Consider the following 23,405-nt stretch of genomic DNA (forward strand, 5'->3'; position numbering starts at 1 on the left):
TGACTGCAGGGAGAGTTCCGCATGCGTAAGCACACCCCGTCTGCCTCCCCCGCCACCGAATCCGCCTCCTCCGTGGGCCGCCGCGCCGTCCTCGGCGCGGCGGCGGGCGCGGGAGCCGCGACGGTCCTCGGCCTCACCGCCACCGGCGCCCAGGCCCGGCCCTCGACCGGCCGGCCCACCGGACGCCCCGTCTCCGTGACCGTCACCGGCCGCCCCGCCGCCGAGGCCGAACGACTGCGGCTCGCCCAGGCGTTGCGCGGTTCGGAGTTCCAGCCGACCGGCCTGTACGTGCCCGCCGGCACCCCGCTCTCGCTGACCGTCCAGCCGCACGACGGCCTCGTGCCCACGCTCTGGATCGGCGCCTGGGACTACTACGGCGAGATCACCGAACCCCGCAGCTACCCGCTGACCTCCGGCGCCAACACGGTGACGGACGCGCACGGTGGCCCGGTCTACCTGACGCTCACCGGTGACGGCGAGCGGGCGGGCGTGCTGTTCCGGTCCGGTGCGGTCCGGATGCCCGTCCTCACCCTGGGCCGTACCACCGAGGCCGACTACCAGCACCAGCTGGACACGCTGACCGAATCGCCCTGGGTGGAGCTGCACGCCCCGCACACGATCATGACGCTGACCCGTGAGGGCGCCCTGCTCTACCGCGACGAGGACCACGCGGCGCTGCTCCGGCTGGTCGAGACCATCATCGACTCGCACGCCCGGATCAGCGGGCTCGACGGCTCGAAGCCGGTGCACCGGCGCAAGGCGGGGCCGTACCACTTCACCGAGGTCAGCAAGGTGCCCACCGGCGTCGGCGCCTACGCCACGCACGGCTACAACGGCTTTCCGCGCGCCTACCTGGACCGGGCCACCACCGTCGAGGGCCTGCGCACTCGGGGCTGGGGGCTGTACCACGAGCTGGGCCACCTCCATCAGCAGTACGCGTACAAGCCCGGCGGCCTCACCGAGGTCACCGTGAACATCTACTCGCTGGCCGCGCAGCGCACCCTGAAGCAGCCGTCGAACCTGCTCACGGTCGACCCGGCGACCGGTCGGACCGTGTTCCAGAGCTCGCGGGACAAGTTCGGGACGCCCGGTCTCACGTACGAGAAGTCATTCGGGGCGTACGAGAAGCTGGTGCCGCTGCGCCAGCTGGAACTGGCCTTCGGGGAGGACTTCTGGCCGCGTCTGCACCAGCTGGTGCGCGAGGAGAACCCGCAGTCCGCCTCCACCGAGGACGCCAAGCGCTACCGGGCCCTGGCCACCTGCTCCAGCCGGATCGCGGGCTACGACCTCACGGACTTCTTCGTGAACACCTGGGCGTTCCCCATCGACGCCACGGGCCGCGCCGAACTCGCCGCGCTCCGTCTCCCGCAGCCGCCCGTCGACCCGGGCACGCTCTCCGACTGAGACCACGACGACGAGGAAAGGAGTCATCATGCACCTGAGCAGAAGGACCCTACTCACCGCGAGCGGCGCCACGGCGTCGGTGGTCCTGACGACGGGTCCGGCCAAGGCGGCGCGGGCCGGAGCAGCCGAGGAGGAGCCGGTCGACGACTTCGACGTTCTCCTGGAGCGGGCCGCGACCCTGCTCACCGGCGGCGCGTTCGACGCCTCGGACCCCGACTTCGCGGCCGGAATCGCGGCCCTGGACACCACAGCGGGCGCTTTCTGGGACACCCTGGACCGGAGCGCGGGGCGGACCGCCCTGTGGTCCGATCTTTCACCGCTCACCGACCCGGGCAACTTCGGCCAGAGCTACACGCGGTTGCGCACGCTCGCCGTCGCGTGGTCCACCCCCGGCTCCGCGCTCTCCGGAAGCGCGGAGACGGCCGACGCGCTGCTCGGGGCACTGCGGTTCGCCTGCGATACGGCGTACCACCCCTCGGCGCCCGAGACCGGCAACTGGTGGTTCTGGGAGATCGGGGCGCCGCGTGCCCTGATGGACTGCTGTGTCCTGCTGCGCGAGCGGCTGCCGGCCGCCGATCTCGCCGACTATCTGGCGGTCGTAAACCGGTTCTGCCCCGACGCGGACCGCCGCACCAACTCCCCCACGTTGCCGGAGACCGGTGCCAACCGCACCGACAAGGCGGTGATCGTGGCGCTGTGCGGGCTGCTCGGCAAGGACACGGACAAGGTGGCGTCGGCCCGCGACGCGCTCTCCGACGTACGCGACTCCGGCCGCAACAGCCTTTTCCGCTATACGACTTCGGGTGACGGCTTCTACGAGGACGGCTCGTTCGTCCAGCACTCGGAGGTGGCGTACACCGGCTCCTACGGCAGCGTCCTGCTCGGCGGTGCTGCCTGGCTGCTCTCACTTCTGGCGGGCTCCGCCTGGGCGGTGGCCGATCCGAAGGTGTCGGTGATGTACGAGGCCGTGGAGCGTAGCTTCGTCCCGGTGATCTTCGACGGGCTGATGATGGACGCGGTGCGCGGCCGGGCCATCTCCCGGGAACGGGCGGGCGACCACCGGGACGGGGCAGCGGCCGTCGCCGCGATCCTGCTCCTGGCGACCGGCGCCCCCGCCGACCTGGCGGACCGCTGGCGCGCTCTGGTCAAGGGCTGGCTCACCCGCAACCGCACCACCCCGTTCACCGCCCTGGCCACGCTGCCCCAACTCGCCCTGGCCAAGTCGGTGCTGGCCGACCGCGAGATCCTGCCCGCACCCCGCACCACGGGCAGTTCCGTCTTCGCGGACATGGACCGCGTCGTCCACCGCCGCCCCGGCTGGGCCTGCACCCTGTCGCTGTCCTCGAAGCGCATTTCCGCGTACGAGGCGGGCAACGGCGAGAACCTGCACGGCTGGTACACCGGCGACGGCATGACGTACCTCTACGACGGCGACGACCTCGGGCAGTACAACGACGGCTTCTGGCCGACCGTCGATCCGTACCGCCTGCCGGGCACCACGGTGGACACCCGTCCGCGCGACGACCTCGGCACGGGCGCGGGCACCTCCACCTACCGGCCGCCGAACGCGGTGGCGGGCGGAGCCGTGCTGGATGGCCGGTACGGAGCCGCCGCGATGGAGCTCATCGGCGCCCCGGGCAGCAGCCTGCGGGCCCGGAAGGCGTGGTTCCTGCTCGACAACACGGTCGTGGCGCTCGGCGCGGGCATCACCTCGGGCGACGGGCACCCGGTCGAGACGGTGATCGAGAACCGCAACCTGGGCGCGGACGGCCGCAACCGGCTGCTGGTGGACGGGATCCCTGTCCGCAACGGCGTCTCCGGCCACGCCCGTTGGGCGCACATCGAAGGGGTCGGCGGCTATGTACTGCCCGGCGGGGCCGCCCTGCGCACCCTGCGCGAGGAGCGCACCGGCACCTGGCGGGCCATCGACACCGGCGCGGACACCGGCGGCAGCACCGATCCGGTCACCCGCCGCTACCTCACCCTCTGGCTCGACCACGGCCCCTCCCCCACGGACGCCGGGTACGCCTACGTGCTGCTGCCCGGTGCCTCGGCGGCGGCGACCGCCGTCTGGTCCGCGTCCCGGCCGGTGCGCGTCCTCGCCAACGACGCCACCGCGCAGGCGGTGGAGGACCGCAGGACCGGTCTGACCGCCGTGCACTTCTGGGCCGCCGGTACGGTCGCGGGCATCACCGCGTCCGGTCCCGCGACGGTCCTGGTGCGGCGGCGCGGCGGGCGGGTGTCCGTGGCGGTCGCCGACCCGGGCCGGACGGGGACCTCCATCACGGTCGGCCTGCCGTTCGCCGTCCGCAAGGCGGCCGCGGCCGATGACACCGTCGAGCTCACCCCGGGACGCAGGCCGTCGCTCACCGTCGCCGTCAGCGGCTCCCGGGGCCACACCCACCGCGCCGAACTCGTCCAGTAACCACCGCACACACCAGGAGCACCACCGTCATGTCCGTCGCCCCGCATCTGCACCTGCCGCCCACCGACCGGATCCTGTCCTCCCGCACGGGATGGACCCGGGCCCACTGGGAGGCGACGGCCGACCGGATGCTGGACGCGCTGACGCCGTACGCGACACCGGGCTTCGCCCAGTACCGGCTCCCCGGCCGGAACAGCTGGTCCGGTGTCGTGTCGGACGGACTGGAGGGCTTCGCCCGGTCGTTCCTGCTGGCCGCGTTCCGGATCGCGGGCGCGGGCGGGGCGGTCGACCCCGCGCTGATCGAGCGGTACGCGGCGGGGGTGGCGGCCGGAACCGACCCGGCGAGCGGTGAGGCGTGGCCGCGCCTGACGGACTGCTCGCAGCAACTGGTGGAGGCGGCGTCCGTCGCCATCGCGCTGCACGAGACCCGGCCGTGGATCTGGGACCGGCTCGACGCCCGGGTGCAGGAGCGGGTCGCCGACTGGTTCTCCGGCTTCGTCGGCGGACGCACCTGGGACAACAACTGGCGCCTGTTCCAGGTGGTTTCGGAGCAGTTCCTGGCGTCGGTCGGCGCCCCGTACAGCAAGGCCGACATCGAGGGCGGGCTCGACAGGATCGAGGACTGGTACGTCGGTGACGGCTGGTACACCGACGGCGGCGGGCGCAACTTCGACTACTACATCGGCTGGGCCATGCATCTGTACCCGCTGCTGTGGGCACGGATCGCGGGCCCGGACGGCGACGGCGGCCGGGGCGCCGTCTACCGCGAGCGCCTCGGCCGCTTCCTGGAGGACTACCCCCACTTCTTCGGGGGCGACGGCGCCCCGGTCCACCAGGGCCGCTCCCTGTGTTACCGCTTCGCGGCACTCGCCCCGGTCTGGATGGGCGCCCTCGCGGACTGCACCCCGCTCGCGCCCGGCCTCACCCGCCGCCTCGCCTCCGGAGCGCTGCGCCACTTCGCGGAGCGCGGGGTGCCCGACGAGCGGGGGCTGCTGACGCTCGGCTGGTACGACACGTTCCTGCCCACCACCCAGCCGTACTCCGGTCCGGCCTCTCCGTACTGGGCGAGCAAGGGCTTCCTCGGGCTGCTGCTCCCGGCCGACCACGAGGTGTGGACGGCGCGCGAACTGCCGCTGCCCGTCGAGGAGTCCGACACCTACACCGCGCTTCCGGCGCCCGGCTGGCTGCTGCACGGCACCCGGCACGACGGGATCGTCCGGCTGGTCAACCACGGCAGCGACCACCATCCGCTCCCGGAAGCGGGCGACACCGACCCGGACGCGGGGGCGGGCGACGACGACCCGCACTACGCGAAGCTGGCCTACTCGACGGCGACCGCCCCGGAGTCCGCGCCGCACGCCTTCGCCCGGAACATCGACAACCACCTGGCGCTGCTCGCCCCGGACGGCACCCCGTCCCGGCGCCGCCGCATCCACCCGGTGCGCTGCGAGGACCGCGTCGCCGCGTCCTGGTCGGCGGCCCGGCTGCCGGGCGACGAGCACGCGTACCGGATCGGGACGACGAGCGTGCTGCACGGGCCGTGGGAGATCCGGGTGCACCGCGTCGAGGCGCCGGAGGGCGCCGTGGTCCGGGAGGGCGGCCACGCCGTCGCGCACCGGACGAGCCCGTTCGCCACCTCGGGCCCCGGCTGGGCGCTCGCCCGGACCGCCGACGGCCTGTCCAGCGCGGTGGTCGGGCTGTACGGCTGGGACGGCGGGCCCGAGGACGCCGAGGTGGCGCGGGACGTGGAGTCCAACGCGTACGGACCGCACTCGGCGGTCCCGTATCTGCGCAGCGCCCCCCACCCGGGCGGCCAAAGCGTCCATGTCACGCTCGTGGTGCTGTCCCGGGACAGTGTCCACCCCGAGGCGCTGCGCTCGGCCGTACGCGTGCGGGTCGCCGGGGACGCCGTGACACTGGGCTTCCTGGACGGCCGCACGGTCGAGGTCTGATCAGAAGCGGGGGGCGCGGTCCTCCCTGCGGTCGAGATGGCCGACGAGCTCCTGCGCCAGGGACTTGATGGTGTCGAGCCCCGCCCTTCCCCAGGGGCGGGGCACCGTGTCCACGGCGCAGACGGCGCCCAGGGCGATCCCGGTGCGGTCGATGAGCGGTGCCCCCAGGTAGGAGCGGATGCCTATGTCGTCCACGACCGGATTGCCCGCGAAGCGCGGGTAGTCGCAGACGTCCTCCAGGACGAGCGCCTTGCGCCGGACGACCACGTGCGGGCAGTAGCCGTGGTCGAGGGCCACGTACCGGCCGTTGCTGCCGCTGCCCGCCGCGGTGGCTCCCAGGTCCGAGCCCCTGCGGGTCCCGGCGGGGGTGTGCAGTCCGGCGTAGAACTGCCGGTTCCCGTCGATGAAGTTGACCATCGAGAACGGCACGTCCGTCACTTCGGCCACCCTGTCGGCGAAGGCGTCGAAGTTGTCGAACGAGGCGTCGTCCCGCTCCCCGAGCCCCAGACTCCGCAGCCGCCGCGTACGGGCGGGCGCCTCACCGTCGACGGGAGTGAGCAGCAGCCGCCCGGCGGCGCGCGGGATCACGGCCTGGCCCCGAATCCGGCGTGCCCGGGGAACGGCACGACGTCGTCGGTGGCGTTGATGAGGTGCTGGAGCAGCGTCACCAGCGTGCCGGTGCCGGAGCTGGCCATGCGCGCGTCGCACAGCACGACCGGCACCTCCGGCGACAGGTCGAGCGCGGCGCGGACCTCCTCGGGGCCGTAGCGGTAGGCGCCGTCGAACTCGTTGACGGCGACGACGAAACCGATGCCGCGCCGCTCGAAGAAGTCGACGGCCGCGAAGCACTCCTCCAGTCTGCGGGTGTCCGCGATCACGACCGCTCCCAGCGCGCCCTGCGAGAGTTCGTCCCACATGAACCAGAAGCGTTCCTGGCCCGGTGTGCCGAACAGGTACAGCACGTGCTGGTCGTCCAGCGTGATGCGGCCGAAGTCCATCGCCACGGTGGTGGAGGTCTTCGACTCGACGCCCTCCAGGCTGTCGGTCGCCGCGCTCGCCTGGGTCAGCAGCTCTTCCGTGCTGAGCGGTGCGATCTCGCTGACGGCGCCGACGAACGTGGTCTTGCCGACGCCGAAGCCGCCGGCGACCAGCACCTTCAACGCGACGGGGAAGCCCTCGGGCGCGGCCTGCGGGGCGGCGTACTCGGCGGTGGCGGTGTCCTGCCCGTACCCGCCGCCGGAGCCGTCGTCCGCGTAGCCGTAGCCATAGCCGGTGCCGTCCGGGTAGCCGTAGCCGTCAGAGCTGTCGTCGTAAGCCATCGAGCACTGCCTCCAGCAGATGTCGGTCGGTGGGCATGTCTTGGAAGGCGGGCGCGTGGGCGGTGACGGCGCCGCAGTCGACCAGGTCGGAGAGGAGGACCTTGGTCACGACTGCGGGCAGCCTCAGATGGGCGGCGATCTCGGCCACCGAGGTGGGTCCCTCGCAGAGTCCCAGGGCCACCGAGTGCTCGGGGCCGAGGTGGGTCTGCGGGACACTTCCGGTCGCCATCACCAGGGACAGCAGGTCGAGCACGGCCGTGGGACGGGTACGGCCGTTGCTCACCGTGTAGGGGCGGATGAGGCGGCCCGCCGCGTCGTCCAGCAGCGGCCCGTCCTGGGTGACCGCCATGGTCACAGCCCCGCGATGCCCGGTGTCCCGGCCGTCTGTCTCACCGGGGTCATCAGATAGGGCCGCACGCTCTTCACCAGCATGGTCATCTCGTAGCCGAGGACGGCGGCGTCGGCGGTGCGGCCGGCGAGGACGGCCAGACAGGTGCCGGAGCCGGCGGTGGCGACGAAGAGGAGCGTGGAGTCGAGCTCCACGACCACCTGCCGGACCTCGCCGTTGTCCCCGAACCTCGCCCCGGCGCTGCGGCCGAGGGAGTAGAGGCCGGCCGCCAGCGCGGCCATGTGGTCGGCGCTGTCGGCGTCCATGCCGTGGAGGGCCTTGACCAGCCCGTCGGCGGAGAGCAGGACCGCGCTGCGGGTGTACGGCACGCGCTGGACGAGGCCGCTCAGCAGCCAGTCGAGGTCCGAGACCTGACCGGACGGCATATCGGTCGTCATGGGGCATCTACTCCTTGATGGGGTTCGCTGCGAGTGGGTCGTGGTCGCCGGGGTGGGCGCCGGCTCCGTGCAGTTGTGCGGGCCGGGCGGCGCCCCGGACGGGGAGCGGCCGGGCCGGTGCGCCCAGCTGGGCGGCCGTCGTCATGTGCGTGCCACCGGCCGGGGCCTCGGGCACGAGCTCCTCCTCGGCCTCGGCCTCGGCCCGGGCCTCGGCGAGGTCGATGCCGCGCCGGAAGGCGGCGACGAGCCCGGGATCGTGCAGGACGGGTTCGTCCCCGGACCTGGGCGCGGGGGTCTCCCTGAGCTGCGGGACCAGGTGCTCCTGGTTGGCGCGCCTGGGCAGCAGGGGCCGGTCGGCCGCGGTCTGCGCCGGGGGCCCGTCGTCGGACGGGGCCGCGAGCGGGGCGTCGTCCGTCGGCCGGTCCACGCGCTCGGCGCGCAGCGGCAGGGGTGGCGCCTCGTCCTGGCGGGCCGGGCCCGGCTGGGACGGGGTCCGGTGCGGGCTGGGCTGCTGGCTGGGGACGTAGGGCCGGCGTTCCGGCTCGGGGGCGGGCGCCGGCTCGCGTGGTGCCGGGCGCTCCTCCAGGGGCGGCGGGCGGTGCACGGGCCCGGTGGGCGGTACGGGTGCTTCTCCGGCCGCGGCGGGGACGTCCTCGTCGGCGCCGAGCAGGGTCTGCGGGAGGACCAGGACGGCCTGGGTGCCTCCGTAGATGTTGCTCTGGAGCCGTACGGCGATGCCGTGTCGCCGGGCCAGCGAGGCGACCACGAAGAGGCCGATGCGGCCGTCCTGGAGGAGACGGGCGACGTTGACCTGGTCGGGGTCGGTGAGCAGGGCGTTCATCCGCTTCTGCTCCTCGCCCGGCATGCCGAGCCCGCGGTCCTCGACCTCCAGGGCGAGCCCGGCGGTGACGCGCTGGGCCCGCAGCAGGACCTGGGTGTGCGGGGCGGAGAACACCGTGGCGTTCTCCACGAGTTCGGCGAGGAGGTGGATGACGTCGGCCACGGCGTGTCCGCGCAGGGTGCCGTCGATCGGGGGGACGAGCTTGACCCGGGGGTACTGCTCGACCTCGGCGATCGCCGAGCGCAGCACCTCGGTCATGGTGACCGGGTTGCTCCACTGGCGGCGGGAGACGGCGCCGCCGAGCACGGCGAGGTTCTCGGCGTGGCGGCGGATGCGGGTGGCGAGGTGGTCGACGTGGAAGAGGCCCTTCAGCAGGTCCGGGTCCTCGACCTCGTGCTCCAGCTCGTCCAGCAACTGGATCTCGCGGTGCACGAGCGACTGGAGGCGGCGGGCGAGGTTGACGAAGACCTCGACCTTCTGGTCCTCGCCGCTGGGCTCGGAGAGCCGGGAAGCCTGGACGACGGCGGCCACGGCGGCCTCCTGCTGGCGGCCCAGCTCCTGGGCCAGCAGCTCGAAGGGGTCGCCGCCGGGCGGCTGGTTCTGCGGGGCACGCCGGGCGGGCACGGGTTCGCCGTTGCGCAGCTGTTCCACGACGTGTTGCAGGTCGGCCTGGCTCTGGACGCTGGTCCGGCGCAGCGCGAGGCAGCGGCCGAAGACCGTGGTGGCGACCCGGTTGGCGGCCAGGAAGGCGGTGAGGATCGCGGCGAGCGCGAGGACGGTCGCCGAGCCGAGGGCGATCCAGAGCTCCGTGGACGGTCGTGCGTGGCCCGCGCGGGCGGTGAAGATGACGGCCGCGGCGCCGGCCAGGGCGACGACGAGGGCCGGCAGCACGGCGGTGCGCAGGAGTTGAGGGCGTATGCGCGCCTCGGGGGTCGGGCGGGCTGCGCGTGGTCTGGCCGCGGCCGAGTGGGAACGGGCGCCCGGTCGGCCGTGCCGCCCGCCCTCTCGTCGGTCCGGTCGCGCGTCGGGTGCGCGAAGTTGAGACATCAGCGTCCTCGGTACGTGGGGCCCCAGGCATCTGCGTTCATGTGGTGGCGCCTACGGTGGTCGGGCATTCTCGGGTCATCGGCCGGGCAGGCCCGGAGAATATGAGCCCACCGTTGATCACCGGGCACACACGGTAGTCGCCAGAAGTGCGGGCGTGATGGGCAGTTGTGGAACTTGCCCGCCATCCGTCCCGCTCTGGTATGAGCGTTCGTACGGGCGACCGATTCCTGCGGGCCGGTTTCCGGGGCGGTCGCCGTCCCCGTACGCGAGTGAGCCCCCTCGACGTGGGCCGAGGGGGCTCGTGTGCCGGTGCGCGGAGGTGCTACGCCTTGCGGAGCCGGGCGATGATTCCGTCGAGGTCGTTCCGGAAGAGGGCGGGGCGGACGAAGTGCCCGCCCGGTTCCTCGTGCCACTCGTGCGGAATCCCGGCCCGACCCAGCAGCGACCGGAACTCGCGCTGCCCGGCGAGCACTTGGTTCTCGTTGATCTGGTCGAACCAGTTGACCGGGTCGGGGCTGGTGCCGGCGACCAGGAAGACGCGCTTGTCGCGGTAGCTCTCGATGCGCTGGACGGGGTTGTCGGCGCTGACCCGGGCCTCGTCCCAGAGGGGCACCCCGTAGACCGAACCGCCCGCCAGGTCGAGCGCGGCGGAGGAGACGTTGGCCCAGTGCGTGACGAGACCGGCGTCACGGCGCAGGCTGGCCGGGCCGGAGTGCGCGCTGACGGACGCGAAGTGCCCGTAGTACTTGGCGGCGTACTTGAGCGCGCCGAACCCGCCCATGGAGAACCCGGAGACGGCCCGGCCGTTGTATTCGGCGTACGTACGGAAGTTGGCGTCGATCCACGGGAGCAGCTGGGCGATGTGGAAGGTCTCCCAGTTGCGCGGGCCGGTGTGGGAACTGACCGGGTTGGAGTACCAGCCCGCGTGTCCGCCGTCGGGCATCACGACGATGAGCGGCTTCCCGGCGGTCCAGGAGCGGATACCCATGCGGTCGAAGGTGATGAAGTCCTGGTCGGTGCCGCCGCCGTGGAACAGGTAGAGCACGGGGTAGGTCCGGCCGCTCGTGTGGTAGCCGTCGGGGAGCAGGACGTTGACGCCCGGGTTCCAGCCGATGGCGTCCGTCGCGAAGCGGTAGTACCGCATGCGCGGGTCGCTCTCGTCGCGGTCCACGATGCGCAGGCCGAATCCGTCCCCGGCCGCGGCGGCGGGTGCGGCGGAGGCCAGGAGACCGGCGGCGCCCAGAGCCGTCGCGGCGGAGAGTCCGCCGGCCGCCCTGAGCACGTTCCTGCGGCTGGGGCGCGGGGAGTTCGCGGGCGCGGTCATGCGGAGTAGCCCTTCGGCGGGATCAGCGTGGCGAGCTGGTCGAAGGAGAGCCAGTAGATCTGGTTGCCGCCGAAGGAGGCGGGGTCGGCGATGAGGACGGTGCGGTCGGCGTCGTCGTAGCCGATGACCGTGAAGTAGTGGTAGATCGTCTGGTTCGACGGGTAGCCGGGCGGCTGGTTGCCGGGCGGGGCCACGATGTTGGTGACCAGGGGGTAGTTGCGGTCGATGTCGAAGACGACGTCGTACCAGAGCAGGTCGCGCTGGGCCTGGGTGGGCGGGTCGTCGGGCATCTCCTTGGTCTCGTACCAGCCGCCGCCGAGATTGGCGTTGAGCACCCCGGTGACCTGGGATATGTGGTCGGTGCCGTTCACGGTGGTGCCGAGCTGCCAGGCCAGGTCGGACTGGCTGGGCGGGGAGACGCGGGCGGAGAGCGCGATGCGGGTGGCGGCGGGGCCGCACCAGTATCCGGTCTCCTGGACCTGGTAGTCGACGTCCAGCCAGTGCGCGGTGGCGGTGCTCCCGGCGTCCACCGTGATCCGGGTGCCGGGCTGGTTGTGCCCGCTGACGACGGCGGTTCCGGCCGACGAGCCGTGGGCGGTGACGGCGGCGGGGCCGAGGTGCGGGTCCGCCGAGGCGAAGGCGGTGCCGGGCTGGACGAGGGCTCCGAGGGCGACCGCGGCGACGGCGGCGGACACGAGTCTCCTGCGCATGAAGGCTCCTGAGGGTGGGGGGACGGGCCTTGGGTGCGAAGCGGCCGCGCGGGTGTGTGCGCGGCCGTGCGATGCAGGCCACCAGGGTGGTCCCGCCACCGTGGGGCCCGCAAGGAACGGAAGCCGGCGCTTACACGCGCAGGTGACGTGCCGTCACGCCGGGGCCGGGTCCTCGGCGGCCAGCAGGGTGCGCCCCTCGGCGGTCGCGACGTGGAAGGAGCGCCCGGCCCGGCGCACGGTGGTGACGAGCCCCGCCTCCCTCAGCACGTTCAGGTGCTGGCTGACGGCGGGATGGGTCACGCCGAGGAGCCGGGCCGCCTCCAGGGTGGAGCAGCCGGTGCGGGTGGCGCGCAGGACACCGGCCCGGGTGTGGCCGAGGAGCGGTCCGAGGGGCCCGGACCCGGGCGCGGGGCGGGTGCCCCGGGCGGGGACGCACCAGTCGGGGGTGTGGTGGATGGGGTAGACCAGCACGGGTGGCAGCTCGCCGTCCGCCAGGGTGGCGGGGGTGGGCCAGCAGAAGAACGACGGCTGGAGCACGAGGCCCCGGCCGCGCAGCCACAGGTCCTGGTCGACGGGGTAGGCCACTTCGAGGACGGGCGCCCGCCAGTGGAACTGCGGCCCGAGTCCGGCGAGCAGCCCTTCGGTGCCGCCTTCGAGGAGACTGCGCAGCCGCAGGGCGCGGTCGGCGTCGATGTCGGCGTGCACCCGGCGCCAGTGCGGTGCGAGGGCTTCCCTCTGGTACGTACGCAGGGCTCCGCCCAGCTCGCGCAGGGCTTCCGCGTCGCCGCCGGCCAGCTCCCCGAGCCAGCCCGGCAGCCGTACGGGGGTGGCGAGCCGGGCCAGTTCGGCCCGGAGCCGTGGGCGCGGGGTGCTCAGCAGGACGTCGACGGATGCCTGGAGGGAGTCCCGGTCGCCGGTCGTCGGTGTGAGGAAGTCCGGTGAGTAGCCACGCGGCGGCAGCAGGCGGGAGAGCAGGCGCGGGCTGCCGGAGAGCCGGGGCCGCACCCAGCGCCGCCAGGCGCCGAACTCCCGCTCGCCGTCGCGCCGCTGGAGGGTCTGCACACTGTTGCTGATCTCCCAGAGGAAATCGGGGCCGGGCGCCACCCGGACCCGTGCGAGGTCGTCGGAGGTGAAGTGCACCCGCAGCATCGCCGCCCCCCTGAGGACGTGACCGTCTCGTCGGCGGAAGCCGTGCTCACCTCACCGCCCGGCGTACGCCCCGCCCGCCCCGTCCGGGACGTACGCCTCGGGGACCTCAGGGCTGGGGTGCCCGGTCGCGGTCCCTGCCGGCGTCCGGCGCGGGACGGTCCGCCGGTTCGTGGAGCTGTACGTGGACGGGGGGCCAGTTGCCCCAGCCGGGGGCCGGTTCGGCGGCGACGGCGCGCCACCACGGCTCGACGGCCGGCGGATCGGCGGGCTCGAACGGCTGGCCGGGGAGCGGGGCGGCCATGGTGACGCCCACGGACCGGGTGGCGCGCATCGACCACTCGGCGGGCTCGGCCCAGGGGTGCAGCGCGAGGTTGAACGTCCCCCAGTGGATCGGCAGCATGACGCCCGCGCCGGGGTCGTCGCCCTGGAGGTCGAGGTGGGCGCGCACGCCCTCGTCGGGGCTCATGTGGATGTCGGGCCAGGCGCCCGGCTCCGGCATGCTGTCCGTCCGGTCCTTGGGCCAGTACTGGCTGTAGGCGCCGATCTGGATCATGGTCGCGTCGAACGGGCCGTGCTCGGCGCCGATGGTCCGGAAGCCGGGGAAGTATCCGGTGTCGCCGCTGTGGTAGATCCGGTGCACGGGCCCGGCGACGGCCCAGGAGGCCCAGAGCGTGTGCTGCTGGTTGCGCAGGCCGCGTCCGCAGAAGTGGCGGGCGGGGGTGGCGGTGAGGCTGATGCCGCCGACCGTCGTGGTCTCGTTCCAGTCGAGCTCGCGGATCCGGTCGGGCGCGACGCCCCAGCGCTCCAGGTGTGCGCCGACGCCGAGCGGGACCGCGAAGACCGTGTCCGTACGGGCCAGGGCGCGGACCGTCGGGAGGTCGAGGTGGTCATAGTGGTCGTGCGAGATCACCACCACGTCGACCGGCCCCAGGGCGCTGAGCGGCGCGGGGGCCGGGTGCAGGCGCCGGGGCCCGGCGAACGCGAAGGGGGAACAGCGCTCGCCCCAGACCGGGTCGAACAGCACGCGCCGCCCGTCGATCTCGGCGAGGACGCTGGAATGCCCCATCCAGGTGATCCGGAGCCCGGAGGCGGGCGGCCTGGCGAGGTCGGCGACGGTCGTGGCGTGCACGGGCACCGGGGCGGCGGGGGCCCGGAGCGCCCGCTCCTCCTTGCGGAAGTAGACCCGGGCGAACTCAAGGGTGGAGCCGGAGGGTCTGATCCGCGCGCCCACCGGGTTCTGGAAGACACCGTCGGCGAAGTGGGGGGAACGGCGGATGCGCTCCATGCGTGCGCCGTCCGGGTCGGCCCCGAAGGCAGCGGGGCGCAGCGCACGCAGCCGGGTGCGGAGCGGAAGCCTGTGGTCAGCGCCGGTCACGGGGTCTCCTGAGGAGTCGGGGTCGTCCCATTATGGACAAGGGGTACGACAGTGCGAGAGCGGAACACCCGGGTGGGTGGCGTTCCGCACCGACCGCCTTACCCCCGTCGCTGTCCGTACACGTGCTCGCCTCCCGCAATACAGGCGCGTTCCGGCCACCGGGGCCGCGCGGCGGCGGAGGCCGCGTTGACAGGGGCGCCCCGGCTCCCAATACTGACCGACGGTTCAGTAATGTGGCCGGTGACGCCGGCCCGCCGGACCCGCCCGCCCAGGGCCGTGGCCCGCCCGCCCGGGACCGCCCGCCGACAGTGACCGAGGAGCACTCCCGATGACGACGCCTCCGGTGTCCCCGCCCGCCCCGCTCATCTCGCTGACCTGGACCGACCACGCCACCGGCTGCCGGGGCCACCTCGTGGTGGACCGGCTGGTGCGCGGGGTGTCCAGCGGCGGCCTGCGGATGCGCCCGGGCTGCACGCTGGAGGAGGTGGCGGGTCTCGCCCGGGGCATGACGATGAAGGAGGCCCTGCACTTCGACGCCGACCGGCCCGGGGCCCGCTACATCCCGCTGGGCGGCGCCAAGGGCGGCATCGACTGCGACCCGCGCGACCCGGCGGCTTACGGCGTCCTGGTCCGCTACCTGCGGGCGATGCGCCCGTACATCGAGAGCGTCTGGACGACCGGTGAGGACCTGGGCCTCTCCCAGGACCTGGTGGACCGCGCGGCGGCGGAGGCGGGGCTCGTCTCCACCGTGCAGGCCGTCTACCCGCTGCTCGATGACGAGGCCGGGGCCCGGCGCCGGCTGGCCGACGCCTTCGCCCTGGAGGTGGACGGCATCGGCCTGGACGAGCTGGTCGGCGGCTGCGGGGTCGCCGAGGCGGCGCTCGCCGCGCTGGACCGGGACGGGGTCGCGTACGAGGGTGCGCGGGTGGCGCTCCAGGGGCTCGGGACCATGGGCGGGGCGACCGCCCGCTTCCTGTCCCGGGCCGGGCTCCGGGTGGTCGCCGTCGCCGACGTCAAGGGCACGATCGCGAACCCGGCCGGACTCGACGTCGAGGCGCTGCTCGCCGCGCGGGACGCGCACGGCACCGTGGACCGGGGCGCGCTGCGCGCCGGTGACCGGGAGCTGCCGGCCGACGCCTGGCTGGCGCAGGACGCGGAGGTGCTCGTCCCGGCCGCCGTGTCCTACGCCGTGGACGGGGTGAACCAGGCCGGGATCAGGGCCCGCTGGGTGGTGGAGGCCGCCAACATGCCGGTGCTGCCGGAGGCCGAGGCGCTGCTCGCGGCACGCGGGATCACCGTGCTGCCCGATGTGGTGGTCAACTCCGGGACCAACGCCTGGTGGTGGTGGACCCTGTTCGGCGATATCCGGGCCGACGCGGAGGAGGCGTTCGCGCACACCCGGCGCGCGATGCGCGAGCTGGTCGGCCTGGTGCTGGCCCGCGCGGCGGCTGACGGCTGCTCACCGCGGGCGGCGGCGCACGCGGTGGCCGCCGACCGGCTGCCGGTGATGGCGGAGCGCTTCGGCTGGTACCGCTGACCTGGGCCGCCGGTCCGCCTCCGGTCCGCCCGCCCTGATCCGGGCGGGCATTGGTTAGGGTGACCGCGTGGCAAGAGTGCGGTTGGGAGTGGCGGAGCGGCGCGAGGAGTTGCTGCGCGCCGCCGTCGAACAGATCGAGGTGCGCGGTGTCGCGGCCGTGCGGATCGCCGATGTGGCGTCCGTGCTCGGCGTGAGCAACGCACTCGTGCTGTATCACTTCTCCACCAAGGAGAAGCTGGTCGCGGCCGCCTTCGCGCACGCCGCCGAGAGCGATCTCGCCCATCTGCGCAAGCTGTTGGGCCGCCGCACGACCGCCGTACGCAGGCTGCGCGCGGCCGTCCGCTGGTACGCGCCGACGGGCCAGGCCAAGGGCTGGCGGCTGTGGATCGAGGGCTGGACGGCCTCCCTCCGCGACCCGGCGCTGCGCAATGTGGCCGGCGATCTCGACCAGCAGTGGAAGGCCGAGCTGGCCGAGGTCATCGAGGAGGGCGCGGCGGCGGGCGAGTTCCACTGCGACGACCCGATGTCCGTGGCCTGGCGGCTGACCGCCCTGCTGGACGGGCTGGCCGTGCAGATGACCTCGTACAACGGCCCGCTGTCCCGGGCCACGATGCTGGAGTGGACCGAGCAGGCGCTCGCCCGCGAACTGGGCATCGACCACGAGGCCCTGACGGCCTGACCTCCCGCTCCCCCGGTCAGGTCTGCTGAAGCGGCTCGTAGACGTCGCTGTGGAGGCCGAAGGTCCAGGCGACTCCCTCCTTGGCGGTCCTGGTCGTGGGCGGGACCCGGAGCCAGTACGTGCGATGGGCGCCGTCCGGCTCGGGCGTCGAGTTGACCACCTCGACCATGACGACGTCCTCGTCATCGGCGAGCGCGATCCGCCAGAGGATGCCCGTCTCGTCGCGGTGGACCGGTTCGGCGCCCGACTCGGTGAGGTAGCGGTCGTAGCCGTAGTACTCCAGCATCACTCGGCGCAGCTCCGCGTTCTCCTCGGAGCGGATGCGGGCCGGGGTCAGCGCGGCGAGCTCGGCCAGGAACTCCCGGGGCACGGGCATCCCGCGCCAGGCGTACAGCGCGAAGCCGTCCGGGTAGGAGAGCGCCGGTCCGTCGCCCCGGTCGAGGCGGCCCGCCTCGTCGCGGTGCAGGGCCTCCGGACGCTCGCAGATCACCACGACCCGCTCGTAGGGCCACCACCAGCCCGCGTTCCGCGCCACCGCCGCAAGTCCGTCGAGCCGGTTGCCCCGGCCGTAGAAGGCGGCGAGCCACGCCGCGTCGTGCTGCCCGAGCACCGCGTCGAGCAGGACCAGGCGCACCCGGGACTCGGCGTCGGTGTCCTCACCGGCGAGGTCGGCGACCACTCCGGCCCGTATCCGCTCGGCGAGGCCAGCCGTGGTCTCCCAGAGCTGGGCACCGGTGGCCGACCAGAGGGCGGACCAGCCGGCCGGGCCCAACGCGTCGTACACCCGGCGCCGCTCCTCCGCCCAGGGGCGGGTGCGCACCTCGTCGCGGACCGAGCGCCCCTGGCCGGTCAGCTTCCCGACGGCCTCCACGGCTTCCCTGGGCGAGCCGGCCCAGACGAACTCCGCCGGCTCGGCCAGACCCGCGCCGCGGTAGGCGAGCCGCACCCCGTCCTCGGCGGCCGCCCGGTCCGCCCCGCCCGTCGCCGCCGCCACGGCCCGCCAAGAGTCCACGTACTGCATCGGTTTCCCCGTCCCCTGATTCCGCTGTTCCGCTCTGATTCCCTGATCCCGCACCCTGCGGTCCCGCCTGTCCCGCGCGCCCGGCCGTCGCTCAGTCGGCGACGATGCGGACCGCCCCAGGCGCGTACTCCCGCTGGCGCACCACGCGAAACCAGCCCTGGGGCAGCGGGATCGTCGCGTGCTCCTCGTGCACCACGCGCCCGCCCTCGGGGAGGTGAAGCAGCATCGGACCGAACACCCCGCCTTCCCGGATCAGCCGGCCGGGCCCCGGCACGGCGTGCGCGTGTCCGGTGACCTCGCCGAGCGCGAGGACCAGGCGGCCCCGTGCGTCGCGCAGTTCGCCCGCCGCCTCCAGGAGGTGCGCGGGCACCGCCGACTCCTCCAGTGGCACGATCAGTACATCGCCCTGCCGGTACACGGACCTCTCCCCTCCGTGGTGGCACCCGGTGTGCCGGCCACATCGAAAACGCTACGGCGGGGGTCTGACAATCGGCCGCCGAGCCGTCCCGGCGGGGGCGGTCGCGGCATTGTCAGTGGGCCTTGATAGACCTTGCGGACATCAATCCGTCGCCGTCATCAGGAGCTCAGGGCATGTCCGTGGACCACCTTCACGAGTTGCTCGGCCTTCCGGCCGTCGATTTCCAGTCCGGCACGGACGGCGGCCCCCGGCCCGCCGCCGACGCCGCCGCCTGGCGGGTGTCGATCGACGCCTACGAGGACGAGGGCACCTGGGAGGAGGAGTTCGACGCCTTCCTGGCGGAGGTCGATCCGGCGGGCGTCCGGGCCCTGATCATCGGGCAGTGGGGCGAGTCGTACGAGGAGAAGTCCTCGTATCCGATCGGTCTCGTCATCGCGGCCGCCGACCGGCTGACCTCTCTTGAGGCGGTGTTCGTCGGGGATCTGACGATGGAGGAGGCGGAGATCTCCTGGATCGAGCAGAGCGATGTCACCGCGCTGCTCGATGCCTTCCCCGCACTCGTGGAGCTGGGTGTGCGCGGCGGCTCCGAGCTGGTGTTCCCGGCCGCGAAGCACGAACGGCTGCGGGCGCTGACCATCGAGACGGGCGGGCTGCCGCGCGAGGTGGTGCGCGGTGTCCTGGAGAGCGAACTGCCCGCGCTGGAGCGGCTGGACCTTTGGCTCGGCGTCTCGGCGTACGGTGGAGACGCCGATGTGTCGGACCTCGCGCCGCTGCTCGCCGGGACGCGCTTCCCCGCCCTGCACCACCTGGGCCTGCGCAACAGCGAGATCCAGAACGAGATCGCGACCGCGGTGGCCTCGGCCCCGCTGGTGGCCCGGCTGCGCACCCTGGACCTGTCCTGCGGCACGCTCGGGGACGAGGGAGCGGCCGCGCTGCTCGAAGGCCAGCCGCTGACCCATCTCGACGTGCTGGACCTGCACCACCACTTCCTCACCGAGCCGATGGAGCAGCGCGTCACCGAGGCGCTGGCGCCGCACGGGGTCCGGGTGGACCTCTCGGAGCGCTGTGAGCCGTGGGACAACCGGGGCCCGGCGGGCCGGTACGTCACGGTGTCGGAGTGACGACGCGATGACCGGCATCGACCACCCCTGCTCCTTCCACCACCTGCCTGTCTTCACCCTGCCGGGGCCGGGCGACGACAGCCCGTGGCCCGCGACGCTGCCCACGCCGGACGCCATGGCCTGGCGGCTGGACTGCGGCTGGGAGGGGCAGGAGTTCGCCGTGGTCTGGCAGCACTTCCTGGAGAAGGTCGACCCGGCGCAGGTCCGTGCCCTGGTGATCGGCCACTGGTGGGACGGCGACTACACCTCCCTGGCGCCCGTGGTCGAGCTGATCACCTCGGACGCGGCCCGTTTCCCGGCGCTGCGCGCTCTCTTCCTCGCCGATGTCGTGGGCGAGGAGTGCGAGGTGTCGTGGCTCCAGATGTGTGACATCACGCCGGTCCTCCGGGCGTTCCCGCTCCTGGAGGAGCTGGTCGTACGAGGCGGTGGCAGCGGGCTGGACGAGGAGACGCTGGAGCTGCGCCCCGTGCGGCACGAAGCGCTGAAGGCCCTGCGCTTCGAGTCCGGCGGGCTGCCCGGTCATGTCGTGCGCGCGGTCGGCGCCTGCGAACTGCCCGCGCTGGAGCGGCTGGAGCTGTGGCTCGGCTCCCAGTGGTATGCGGGGGACGCCACGGTGGCGGACATGGCTCCCCTGCTGTCCGGGGGCACCCTCCCCCGGCTGCGTCATCTCGGGCTCCAGAACAGCGAGATCCAGGACGAGATCGCCGTGGCGGTCGCCTCCGCCCCGGTCGTGGCGCAGCTGGAGTCCCTGGCGCTGTCGATGGGCACGCTCAGCGACGCGGGGGGCCTGGCCCTTCTCGAAGGACAGCCGCTCACCCATCTGGACAGCCTGGACCTGCACCACCACTACCTCAGCTACGAGGTGAGGGAACGCTTCAAGGAGCTGTCCGGGCGCGACGACGTCCACGTGGACCTCTCCGAGGCGGACTACTGGGACCCCAGGGATGACGAGCCCCGCTATGTCGCGGTCAGTGAGTAGCGGCCCGCCGCGCCTCGCGGTCGTCGGCAATCCGGGCAGCCGCCGGGTGAACCTCTTCCGGGACGCGGTGGCCGCCGCCGGCCTGCCCGAAGCCCGTACGGTGCCCTGGCTCGACGTGCTGGCGGACGGTGCGCGCTTCCTGCCCGGGGAGACCGTGCGCATCGAGTCACCCGGCGAGGACGCGGAGGTGGACCGGCTGCTGCGCGGGGCCGACGAGCCGACCCGGGTGGAGGGTTCGGCCCTCTGGTACGCGCGGTTCACCACCGCCGTACGCGAGGTGGCGCGGGCCGCCGAGGAGGCCGGCGCGCACCTGCTGGACGGCCCGGCGGACATCGCCACGCTCTTCGACAAGCGGCTGTGCCACGGGGTGCTGGACGCATCCGGGGTCCCCGTTCCCGCGTCCCCGACCTCAGGACCGGCCGGGGCCCCCGTGCACGGCTGGGACGACGTACGGGACCTGATGGCCGCCCACCGCATGCCCCGGGTGTTCGTGAAGCCCGCGCACGGCTCGTCCGCCTCCGGGGTGCTGGCCGTGGAGACGGCGGGCGGGGGGAGGATCCGGGCGGCCACCTCCGTCGAGCGGGACCCGGCCGGCCGCCTCCACAACTCGCTGCGGGTCCGCCGCTGCACGACGGAGCGCGAGATCGCGGCGGTGATCGACGCGCTGGCGCCCGACGGGCTGCACATCGAGCGCTGGCTGCCCAAGGCCACCCAGCGCGGCCGGGCCGCCGATCTGCGCGTCGTCGTGGTCGCGGGCCGGGCCACCCACGCCGTGGTGCGCACCAGCGCCTCGCCGATGACCAATCTGCACCTGGGCGGGGCGCGCGGCGACCTGGCCGGGGTGCGGGCGGCGATCGAGGCGGCGGGCGGCAGTTGGGACGAGGCCCTGGCGATCTGCGAGCGGGCCGCCGCCGCCTTCCCGGACACCCTGTGCGTCGGCGTCGACCTGCTGCCCCTGACCGGCTGGCGGCGTTTCGCCGTCGGCGAGGTCAACGCCTTCGGGGATCTGCTGCCCGGGCTCACGGGCCTGCCCGGCAGCGGCGCCGAGGGCCTGGACACCTACGCGGCGCAGATCGCCGCCGTACTGGAACGAGCAAGGAACGACCGTGTCAGCACCACCCCCTGAGCACAGCTCCGCGCACTGCCCCGACCCCGACATGAGCGAGATCGTGGGCAGCCACGACCTGCTGTTCGTGACCCTGGACACCCTGCGGTACGACGTCGCGGCCGAGCTGGCCGCCGCCGGGCGCATCCCGCATCTGGCCCGCCATCTGCCGGGCGGCGTCTGGGAGAAGCGGCATGCCCCGGGCAGCTTCACCTATGCCTCCCACCAGGCGATGTTCGCGGGGTTCCTGCCCACCCCGGCCGCGCCCGGGCCGCACCCCCGGCTGTTCGCCGCCCGGTTCGCCGGCAGCGAGACCACGGCGGAGCGCACCTTCGTGTTCGACACCCCGGACCTGGTGTCGGGGCTCGCGAAGGAGGGCTACCGCACGGTGTGCATCGGTGGTGTGGGCTTCTTCAACCTTCGGGGGCCGCTCGGTTCGGTGCTCCCCGGGATGTTCCAGGAGGCGCACTGGGAGCCGGAGTTCGGGGTGCCCTCGTCCACCTCGTTCGAGGCGCAGGTGACCCGCGCCGAGGAGGTGGTCGCCGCCCTGCCGCCCGAGCAGCGGCTGTTCCTCTTCGTCAACGTCTCCGCGCTCCACCAGCCGAACTGGTTCCACCGGGCCGGGGCGACCCGCGACGCCGGTGACAGCCGGGCGACGCACGCCGCCGCCCTGGAATACGTGGACGCCCACATCGGCCGGCTCTTCGCCGCCGCGAGCAGCCGCCGCCGCGCCTTCGCCATCGTCTGCTCCGACCACGGCACGGCCTACGGCGACGACGGCTACACCGGCCACCGGCTCGGTCACGAGTCCGTCTGGACCGTCCCGTACGCCCACTTCTTCCTGGAACCGGGGGCCGTCCGATGACCGTGACGCACACCGTCCGCCCGTACGAGAGCTATGTGTACGCCTATCCGCACAAGACGGCGTACCGCCCGCTCGCCGAGCGGCCCGGCGGGCGGCCCGGGCTGAGCGAGCTGTGGGCCGGGGAACGCAAGGACGCGCTCTCCCTCTATCTGCACATCCCGTTCTGCGAGGTCCGCTGCGGCTTCTGCAACCTCTTCACCCGGATCGGTGCCCCCGACGAGCTGACCTCGCGGTATCTCGACGCGCTGGACCGGCAGGCGGGCGCCGTACGGGACGCGCTGGGCGACGCGGAGCCGGTACGGTTCGCCGCGGCGGCGTTCGGCGGGGGCACGCCCACCTTCCTGACGGCGGGCGAGCTGGAGCGGCTGTGCGACATCGCGGAGAAGCGGATGGGCGCCGATCTGCGGTCCGTCCCGCTGTCCGTGGAGACGTCCCCGTCCACCGCGACCGCCGACCGGCTCGCCGTGCTCGCCGAGCGGGGCGCCACCCGGATCAGCATCGGGGTGCAGTCCTTCGTGGAGGCCGAGGCCCGCGCGGCGGTGCGCCCGCAGCACGCCGCCGACGTGGAGCAGGCGCTCGGCCTCATCCGGGACACCTCCATACCCGTGCTCAACATCGATCTGATCTACGGCATAGACGGCCAGACCGAGCGGACCTGGCAGACCTCGCTGGACGCCGCGCTGCGCTGGCGTCCGGAGGAGCTGTACCTCTACCCGCTCTACAAGCGTCCGCTGACCGCGCTGGGCCGGCTGTCGGAGAGCGAGTCCGACGCGGCCTGGGACGAGCAGCGCCTGCGCCTCTACCGGGCCGGCCGCGACCACCTCCTGGCCCACGGCTACGAGCAGGTGTCGATGCGGATGTTCCGCCGCGCCGACGCCCCGCGCGCGGAGGGCCCCGACGACTACGCCTGCCAGACGGACGGCATGATCGGCCTGGGCTGCGGCGCCCGCTCCTACACCTCGCGGCTGCACTACTCCTTCGACTACGCGGTCCGGATGAGCGAGGTGCGGGGCATCATCGACGCCTACACGGCCACCGCGGACTTCTCCCGCGCCGAGGTCGGGCGGTACACCGACGGGGACGAGGCGCGCCGCCGCCATCTCCTCCAGTCGGTGCTCCAGGCGCAGGGCATGGCCGTGGACGAGTACCGCGAGCGGTTCGGCACCTCGCCGTACGAGGACTTCCCGGAGGAGCTGGCCCGGTTCGAGGCCCGGGGCTGGCTGGACGCGGGGGCGCAGGGGCTGCTGCGGCTGTCGCCGGAGGGGCTGGCGTACTCGGACGCGCTGGGCCCGGAGCTCTTCTCCCCCGCCGTGCGGGCCGCGATGGCCGCCTACGAGCTGAAGTGAGG

21 protein-coding genes are annotated in these 23,405 nt (G+C 73.6%); 10 read left to right on the forward strand and 11 right to left on the reverse strand.

Features of this window, described 5'->3' with window-relative positions; all coding sequences use genetic code 11:
* The first annotated feature begins 21 nt into the window (after positions 1–21).
* Genes OG867_RS01520 through OG867_RS01530 form a run of 3 tightly spaced genes read left to right on the forward strand, consistent with a single transcriptional unit; the run spans position 22 to position 5,781 of the window.
* Positions 22–1,404 carry a M60 family metallopeptidase gene (locus OG867_RS01520; protein WP_406281825.1) on the forward strand — a complete coding sequence of 461 codons (1,383 nt, stop codon included), beginning with the start codon at positions 22–24 and terminating at the stop codon, positions 1,402–1,404.
* Between the two features lie 28 nt (positions 1,405–1,432).
* Positions 1,433–3,829, forward strand: a complete 2,397-nt coding sequence (locus OG867_RS01525; protein ID WP_406281829.1) for a polysaccharide lyase 8 family protein — start codon at positions 1,433–1,435, stop codon at positions 3,827–3,829.
* 29 nt (positions 3,830–3,858) lie between these two features.
* Positions 3,859–5,781, forward strand: a complete 1,923-nt coding sequence (locus OG867_RS01530; RefSeq protein ID WP_406281832.1) for a DUF2264 domain-containing protein — start codon at positions 3,859–3,861, stop codon at positions 5,779–5,781.
* Here OG867_RS01530 and OG867_RS01535 read toward each other — a convergent pair whose 3' ends face one another.
* From OG867_RS01535 to OG867_RS01575, 9 genes are all read right to left on the reverse strand, one after another.
* Complete coding sequence (locus OG867_RS01535) at positions 5,782–6,369, reverse strand: GAF domain-containing protein (protein WP_328903706.1); 588 nt, start codon at positions 6,367–6,369, stop codon at positions 5,782–5,784.
* The gene (locus OG867_RS01540; RefSeq protein ID WP_328903705.1) at positions 6,366–7,100 is read right to left on the reverse strand and encodes an ATP/GTP-binding protein; all 735 of its coding nucleotides are present in this window, start codon (positions 7,098–7,100) and stop codon (positions 6,366–6,368) included. Before OG867_RS01540 ends, OG867_RS01535 begins: the two co-directional genes overlap by 4 nt.
* Positions 7,078–7,449 carry a DUF742 domain-containing protein gene (locus tag OG867_RS01545; RefSeq protein WP_026171133.1) on the reverse strand — a complete coding sequence of 124 codons (372 nt, stop codon included), beginning with the start codon at positions 7,447–7,449 and terminating at the stop codon, positions 7,078–7,080. The genes OG867_RS01540 and OG867_RS01545 overlap by 23 nt, the downstream gene beginning before the upstream one ends.
* Before the next feature lie 2 nt (positions 7,450–7,451).
* Positions 7,452–7,886, reverse strand: a complete 435-nt coding sequence (locus OG867_RS01550; RefSeq protein ID WP_328903704.1) for a roadblock/LC7 domain-containing protein — start codon at positions 7,884–7,886, stop codon at positions 7,452–7,454.
* Between the two features lie 7 nt (positions 7,887–7,893).
* Positions 7,894–9,774 carry an ATP-binding protein gene (locus tag OG867_RS01555; protein WP_406281837.1) on the reverse strand — a complete coding sequence of 627 codons (1,881 nt, stop codon included), beginning with the start codon at positions 9,772–9,774 and terminating at the stop codon, positions 7,894–7,896.
* 322 nt (positions 9,775–10,096) lie between these two features.
* Entirely contained in the window at positions 10,097–11,098 is a 1,002-nt protein-coding gene (locus tag OG867_RS01560) for an alpha/beta hydrolase (protein ID WP_406281840.1), read from the reverse strand.
* Positions 11,095–11,808, reverse strand: coding sequence for a C39 family peptidase (locus OG867_RS01565; RefSeq protein ID WP_328903702.1), 714 nt, complete (start codon positions 11,806–11,808; stop codon positions 11,095–11,097). The genes OG867_RS01560 and OG867_RS01565 overlap by 4 nt, the downstream gene beginning before the upstream one ends.
* A 153-nt stretch (positions 11,809–11,961) precedes the next feature.
* Complete coding sequence (locus OG867_RS01570; protein WP_406281843.1) at positions 11,962–12,957, reverse strand: ArsR/SmtB family transcription factor; 996 nt, start codon at positions 12,955–12,957, stop codon at positions 11,962–11,964.
* A gap of 106 nt (positions 12,958–13,063) precedes the next feature.
* A complete protein-coding gene (locus OG867_RS01575) occupies positions 13,064–14,332 on the reverse strand; it encodes an MBL fold metallo-hydrolase (protein ID WP_406281846.1) in 1,269 nt (422 codons plus the stop codon).
* Between the two features lie 328 nt (positions 14,333–14,660).
* Between OG867_RS01575 and OG867_RS01580 the strand changes: the two genes are divergently transcribed.
* The gene (locus OG867_RS01580) at positions 14,661–15,869 is read left to right on the forward strand and encodes a Glu/Leu/Phe/Val dehydrogenase dimerization domain-containing protein (RefSeq protein WP_406281849.1); all 1,209 of its coding nucleotides are present in this window, start codon (positions 14,661–14,663) and stop codon (positions 15,867–15,869) included.
* Between the two features lie 88 nt (positions 15,870–15,957).
* The gene (locus OG867_RS01585; protein ID WP_328904532.1) at positions 15,958–16,548 is read left to right on the forward strand and encodes a TetR/AcrR family transcriptional regulator; all 591 of its coding nucleotides are present in this window, start codon (positions 15,958–15,960) and stop codon (positions 16,546–16,548) included.
* A 16-nt stretch (positions 16,549–16,564) separates the two neighbouring features.
* Here the strand turns inward: OG867_RS01585 and OG867_RS01590 are convergent, their stop codons facing one another.
* Both OG867_RS01590 and OG867_RS01595 read right to left on the reverse strand, forming a co-directional pair.
* Complete coding sequence (locus OG867_RS01590) at positions 16,565–17,569, reverse strand: DUF6745 domain-containing protein (RefSeq protein ID WP_406281852.1); 1,005 nt, start codon at positions 17,567–17,569, stop codon at positions 16,565–16,567.
* A 91-nt stretch (positions 17,570–17,660) separates the two neighbouring features.
* Complete coding sequence (locus tag OG867_RS01595; protein WP_018100127.1) at positions 17,661–17,987, reverse strand: hypothetical protein; 327 nt, start codon at positions 17,985–17,987, stop codon at positions 17,661–17,663.
* Between the two features lie 173 nt (positions 17,988–18,160).
* Between OG867_RS01595 and OG867_RS01600 the strand changes: the two genes are divergently transcribed.
* The 5 genes from OG867_RS01600 to OG867_RS01620 are packed head-to-tail and all read left to right on the forward strand — an operon-like array spanning position 18,161 to position 23,403.
* Positions 18,161–19,108, forward strand: coding sequence for an STM4015 family protein (locus OG867_RS01600; RefSeq protein ID WP_328903697.1), 948 nt, complete (start codon positions 18,161–18,163; stop codon positions 19,106–19,108).
* A gap of 7 nt (positions 19,109–19,115) precedes the next feature.
* A complete protein-coding gene (locus OG867_RS01605; RefSeq protein WP_406281857.1) occupies positions 19,116–20,087 on the forward strand; it encodes an STM4015 family protein in 972 nt (323 codons plus the stop codon).
* Positions 20,068–21,213, forward strand: coding sequence for an STM4014 family protein (locus OG867_RS01610; protein ID WP_406281860.1), 1,146 nt, complete (start codon positions 20,068–20,070; stop codon positions 21,211–21,213). Before OG867_RS01605 ends, OG867_RS01610 begins: the two co-directional genes overlap by 20 nt.
* A 31-nt stretch (positions 21,214–21,244) precedes the next feature.
* Positions 21,245–22,057, forward strand: a complete 813-nt coding sequence (locus OG867_RS01615; RefSeq protein ID WP_328904531.1) for an STM4013/SEN3800 family hydrolase — start codon at positions 21,245–21,247, stop codon at positions 22,055–22,057.
* Complete coding sequence (locus OG867_RS01620; protein ID WP_328903694.1) at positions 22,054–23,403, forward strand: STM4012 family radical SAM protein; 1,350 nt, start codon at positions 22,054–22,056, stop codon at positions 23,401–23,403. Before OG867_RS01615 ends, OG867_RS01620 begins: the two co-directional genes overlap by 4 nt.
* Positions 23,404–23,405: the final 2 nt, after the last annotated feature.

The organism is Streptomyces sp. NBC_00209, from assembly GCF_045206345.1.
Lineage (GTDB): Bacteria > Actinomycetota > Actinomycetes > Streptomycetales > Streptomycetaceae > Streptomyces.

Coding starts and splice junctions, on each gene's coding strand:
- OG867_RS01520 (WP_406281825.1), top strand. CDS start 22: ATGCGTAAGCACACCCCGTCTGCCTCCCCCGCCACCGAATCCGCCTCC.
- OG867_RS01525 (WP_406281829.1), top strand. CDS start 1,433: ATGCACCTGAGCAGAAGGACCCTACTCACCGCGAGCGGCGCCACGGCG.
- OG867_RS01530 (WP_406281832.1), top strand. CDS start 3,859: ATGTCCGTCGCCCCGCATCTGCACCTGCCGCCCACCGACCGGATCCTG.
- OG867_RS01540 (WP_328903705.1), bottom strand. CDS start 7,100: ATGGCTTACGACGACAGCTCTGACGGCTACGGCTACCCGGACGGCACC.
- OG867_RS01545 (WP_026171133.1), bottom strand. CDS start 7,449: ATGGCGGTCACCCAGGACGGGCCGCTGCTGGACGACGCGGCGGGCCGC.
- OG867_RS01550 (WP_328903704.1), bottom strand. CDS start 7,886: ATGACGACCGATATGCCGTCCGGTCAGGTCTCGGACCTCGACTGGCTG.
- OG867_RS01555 (WP_406281837.1), bottom strand. CDS start 9,774: ATGTCTCAACTTCGCGCACCCGACGCGCGACCGGACCGACGAGAGGGC.
- OG867_RS01560 (WP_406281840.1), bottom strand. CDS start 11,098: ATGACCGCGCCCGCGAACTCCCCGCGCCCCAGCCGCAGGAACGTGCTC.
- OG867_RS01565 (WP_328903702.1), bottom strand. CDS start 11,808: ATGCGCAGGAGACTCGTGTCCGCCGCCGTCGCCGCGGTCGCCCTCGGA.
- OG867_RS01570 (WP_406281843.1), bottom strand. CDS start 12,957: ATGCTGCGGGTGCACTTCACCTCCGACGACCTCGCACGGGTCCGGGTG.
- OG867_RS01580 (WP_406281849.1), top strand. CDS start 14,661: ATGACGACGCCTCCGGTGTCCCCGCCCGCCCCGCTCATCTCGCTGACC.
- OG867_RS01590 (WP_406281852.1), bottom strand. CDS start 17,569: ATGCAGTACGTGGACTCTTGGCGGGCCGTGGCGGCGGCGACGGGCGGG.
- OG867_RS01600 (WP_328903697.1), top strand. CDS start 18,161: ATGTCCGTGGACCACCTTCACGAGTTGCTCGGCCTTCCGGCCGTCGAT.
- OG867_RS01605 (WP_406281857.1), top strand. CDS start 19,116: ATGACCGGCATCGACCACCCCTGCTCCTTCCACCACCTGCCTGTCTTC.
- OG867_RS01610 (WP_406281860.1), top strand. CDS start 20,068: ATGTCGCGGTCAGTGAGTAGCGGCCCGCCGCGCCTCGCGGTCGTCGGC.
- OG867_RS01615 (WP_328904531.1), top strand. CDS start 21,245: ATGAGCGAGATCGTGGGCAGCCACGACCTGCTGTTCGTGACCCTGGAC.
- OG867_RS01620 (WP_328903694.1), top strand. CDS start 22,054: ATGACCGTGACGCACACCGTCCGCCCGTACGAGAGCTATGTGTACGCC.